Here is a 3,505-nt window from a genome sequence, read left to right as displayed (position 1 = left end):
AGTTCTTCAAGCTCCAGCGTCTCATCGTCATCGAACGTCATTGTGGCCACCAGGTTCATGGCCAGGGGCGTACTCTTGAGGTTGACAAACGTTAAAAACTGGGGCTCATCGGCCAGAATGTAGCGGGTCTGTGCCCCGAAGCGAAGCGCTTTATTGGCCCCGGCTGAGCCTGAAAACTGGAGCAGTTCGTAGCCAAACAGCCCTTTGTGCACGTAGTCGGCCCCGCCCAGGTAGATGTAGCGCACCTGGTCGGCTTTGATTTGACCCACCTGCAACGGGAACCCCCAGGCCTCGCCGTAGGTGACATAGTACTTACGCGCGGAAAACTGAGAAACAGTGGGATTTAAAAAGCTCCAGCTGGGTAGATCGGCCGTCAGCCAATCGTAGAGAATATTGCCGACGTTGATCTCCGCATCGCCATTGGCATCGGTTTCCAGGTAGGCCTGATTGATGCGGGTATAATGCGCTGCCAGGTCCGTTCCATCGGTACCGGGATTCTGTAGCCAGATCTCGGTGTAGATGGAGTACTGCGTGCGAATCAGGGGATCAGCGCCGTCGGTGGTTCGGCCCAGCGCGTAGTAGGGAGAACCGGCACCACCCGGCAGCACGGCCGTCATGTTGTAGGCTTTACCCGCCTGTTTGGCCGTGAAGTTGATAAACTTCACTAAACCAACTGTGGACCGGGAAACCGTAAAATCTTCCCGGATGGGGAAGTAGTGAGCGAAATGATCCGCCAGATTGTCGACGTACTCCGCTGAGCCATCGCCCGCCGGGAATTCGCCCTGGGCGGCCGGCACGGTTCTGGCCGTTAAGGTGTAGGTTTTTTCGCCCCACTGCAGCGTAATGATGGTCCCATCGGGAACGGCCTGGTTAAACCCCAGCGCATTGACGGCTTTCACCCCTAATGTCTGATACCGACCCGCGCCTTCGAACCGGTAGGTCGTTCGACCGGCTTTGGCGAGGGCATGGAGATCGGGAGTTGACAGCAGGGTAACGTCGGCCATAGCCGCGAAAATCAACGCCAGGCTCCCTTAAGGCCGCGACACCGGGTGAGACACGCCCACGGCTAGTCCAGCCAGTCGTCGGGATTAACCGCTACCTGATCGGGCATGGTCAGATCAAATCCATAGCCCCAGCCCGTGGCCGAACCATCGCCGATGATGGGTGTTTTTTCGCCCTGGGCGGAAAAGGAGATCATCACCTGCTGACTGTAGAGGGCACCCCCATACCGGCAATCTTTCCGGACTTTGTTCAAAAAACTGCGGGCGATTCGGCGACCTTCGGCTCGGGCAGCCCGAACGCTCTGGGTATCCTTGGCATCACAACGGCAAACCACGCTTAGTCCACCCAGCACTTTGAGTCGGTTGTTATCGGCCTCGGTGTCCTGATCGTCATAGTATTGATCCAGCAGAAGGGCCGGTAGATCCAGTTCATTGCGAATCGCGTTCTCGAGTTCCGATCGGTTATCGTCATCGACCACGAAAAAGGCTTTGCGATTTTCTGGATTATGCCGGATGTCCACATTTCGGGTGGCCAGATTTTCAAAATAAGCAATGTATTCGGGCTCGGTCATGATGGGTTACTGTTTACGCATTTCGGTCAGCTGCTCTTCCAACTCGTCGGCCTGCCGAATTTGCAGATCCAGCGACTTTAGGGCCAGGTACACATTCACATTCTCGATGTCGATCACTTTGGTCGGATCGCATTTGGCCATGTTCAGCGTCACCTCCAGCCAGTTGCCTTTGGATGGTTCTTCGGTAGTAGTAGCTGTTTCGTTCGGCTCTTTGGAAATAAACACGTTCGGAAAACAGGCGTATATCTCCTGCTGGCTGGCTTCGTACTGTGTCTTAATCAGCGATAACAAAGCCGGATCGAGCCTGGTGAACAATTCTGCCCGGCCGTCGACAGCGGTTTTTTCAAACCGTTCCCGCTTATCATCAGGAGCCGATTTACCAGATGGTCTGTACAAGACAGCCGCCAGCTCCGCCCAGTTCTGGGCTTTGTAGGCCTCTTCCGCGCACATAAATTCCCCGAACGTACTATTGTTCAGGGCTTCACCAGGGCTATGGTACACTGTTAGGTGAAGCAGCCGCTCCCTGAGCACCTTCGCTGATCCAAACTGAAAATCGTACAACCGAAACTGAGGGACGAGGAATTTGCTACCTGGTAGGGTTTCCCCGATCCAGGTCAATTCGTCCAGCAACGCCTGACCATTCGCCAGCGCCAGTAATCGGCCTTCTTCGGAAAGTCCTTTTCGGCGAAGAAAACCCTCGTCGAACAGCCACCGCTGCTGTGCCGAATGCATGCCGTACAGCAGTTCGAGGACCACAAACAACAGCTCCAGTTCAGTCTGAACCCGATCCCGAACCCGCATCAGGATTACTGCCTGACGGGCTGAAAGCTCCGACCAGGTGGAAGGTCCCTTATAAGCAAACCGTTTGCCTTGAATCGTGAGCTGAAACGTGTTCATTATCGGCCCGACTGTTTAAGTTTCCAAATCACATACGACAGCAGCAGACCGCTAAACACGGCCGACCAAGTAAATACCTTCTGACTCGTGAGCTGCTCCTGGCTTGTGCCCGGCTGCTTTCCCAGCCAACTGTAATACCAGCCAGCCCCACCAGTGCTTAGGCTTATTAAAAAAATAAGCGCACTGTACAGGGGACTTCCTAAAATGGCCGCATACTGAAGCGGATGAACAAAGAGCATAATGGTCGCGATGGTAACGATCCAGAGCGGAATCATCACCAGACTATTCTGACGAAATCGGTAGGCCAGCAGCGTGCAGCTAATAAAGGTGAGCATCAGGCCCACTTCGCTTAGCCAGAAGGCCGAGTTGTGTAGTAACATGGCGATTAGGGTTTAGGGGTTGAGGAATTGTCCGTCAGCTGGGTTTTAGCCTGCTTCAAGATGATATCCGCCAGTAGCCAGCCGATCAACCCGGCAATGAGCGTACTGAATTCGGGTGTTAGTTTGGTGAAATTCACGACATCTTTCCAGGCTGACATGCCAATGATGGTCCCCCCAAGGGCAATAGACGCCCACTCCCAGAAGGGTTTATGAATAACCTGACCGGACGCATCTTTTTTGCTTTTCAGTGTAGCGATCGTCGCCCCGGCAAAGGCGTAGGGCAGTTTATCCCAGTTGATGGTCAGAATCCAAACGCCCACCTGCTCCAACCAGGAAAGGATCAGTAGATACTGGGCTGGGGTGAGCAGGCCAGCTGTGCTACGGGTTATGGTTTGACGAATGCGTTTCATGAGCAGGGGGTGAGCAGTTTACAAGGTTAAATTTTAGGGGTTGGCCGTGTGCCAGGCGACCCGGGCGGCTATTTTCTTGGGGTAGCCGTTGATGATGGCATCGTTCCCATTGTAGCCAATGCAAAAGCCATTCAGATCCCCTTTTCGGAGTTTTTTGTCGAGGACTTTGCTGATTAAGAATTTACAAAACGCCATCAATTGGGCCGACTCACCCGTTTTTAGGAAATCGACGAACTCGTGCACAT

At 54.0% G+C, this 3,505-nt stretch carries 6 protein-coding genes; all 6 read right to left on the bottom strand.

From position 1 onward, the window contains the following. Positions 1 to 1,004 (bottom strand): hypothetical protein (locus ACYVE4_RS24325; RefSeq protein ID WP_461042862.1); only part of this gene is annotated, 1,004 nt, incomplete at its 3' end. A 62-nt stretch (positions 1,005 to 1,066) separates the two neighbouring features. Continuing rightward, positions 1,067 to 1,573, bottom strand: coding sequence for a hypothetical protein (locus tag ACYVE4_RS24320; protein WP_461042861.1), 507 nt, complete (start codon positions 1,571 to 1,573; stop codon positions 1,067 to 1,069). Between the two features lie 6 nt (positions 1,574 to 1,579). Further along, complete coding sequence (locus ACYVE4_RS24315) at positions 1,580 to 2,470, bottom strand: hypothetical protein (RefSeq protein ID WP_461042860.1); 891 nt, start codon at positions 2,468 to 2,470, stop codon at positions 1,580 to 1,582. Continuing rightward, positions 2,470 to 2,850 (bottom strand): hypothetical protein, encoded by a 381-nt coding sequence (locus ACYVE4_RS24310; RefSeq protein ID WP_461042859.1) that lies wholly within the window; start codon positions 2,848 to 2,850, stop codon positions 2,470 to 2,472. Before ACYVE4_RS24310 ends, ACYVE4_RS24315 begins: the two co-directional genes overlap by 1 nt. A 5-nt stretch (positions 2,851 to 2,855) precedes the next feature. Beyond that, complete coding sequence (locus tag ACYVE4_RS24305; protein ID WP_461042858.1) at positions 2,856 to 3,260, bottom strand: hypothetical protein; 405 nt, start codon at positions 3,258 to 3,260, stop codon at positions 2,856 to 2,858. Between the two features lie 33 nt (positions 3,261 to 3,293). Further along, positions 3,294 to 3,505, bottom strand: a 212-nt coding sequence (locus ACYVE4_RS24300) for an N-acetylmuramidase domain-containing protein (protein ID WP_461042857.1), incomplete at its 5' end; no start/stop codon positions are given.

The sequence above is a fragment of the Spirosoma harenae genome (assembly GCF_054776975.1).
The sequence above is the reverse complement of the archived record's forward strand: the minus strand, read 5'-3'. Positions and strand labels throughout refer to the sequence as shown.

Excerpts from the sequence above, each read along its gene's own strand:
- ACYVE4_RS24320 (WP_461042861.1), bottom strand. The coding sequence starts at position 1,573 with ATGACCGAGCCCGAATACATTGCTTATTTTGAAAATCTGGCCACCCGA.
- ACYVE4_RS24310 (WP_461042859.1), bottom strand. The coding sequence starts at position 2,850 with ATGTTACTACACAACTCGGCCTTCTGGCTAAGCGAAGTGGGCCTGATG.
- ACYVE4_RS24315 (WP_461042860.1), bottom strand. The coding sequence starts at position 2,470 with ATGAACACGTTTCAGCTCACGATTCAAGGCAAACGGTTTGCTTATAAG.
- ACYVE4_RS24305 (WP_461042858.1), bottom strand. The coding sequence starts at position 3,260 with ATGAAACGCATTCGTCAAACCATAACCCGTAGCACAGCTGGCCTGCTC.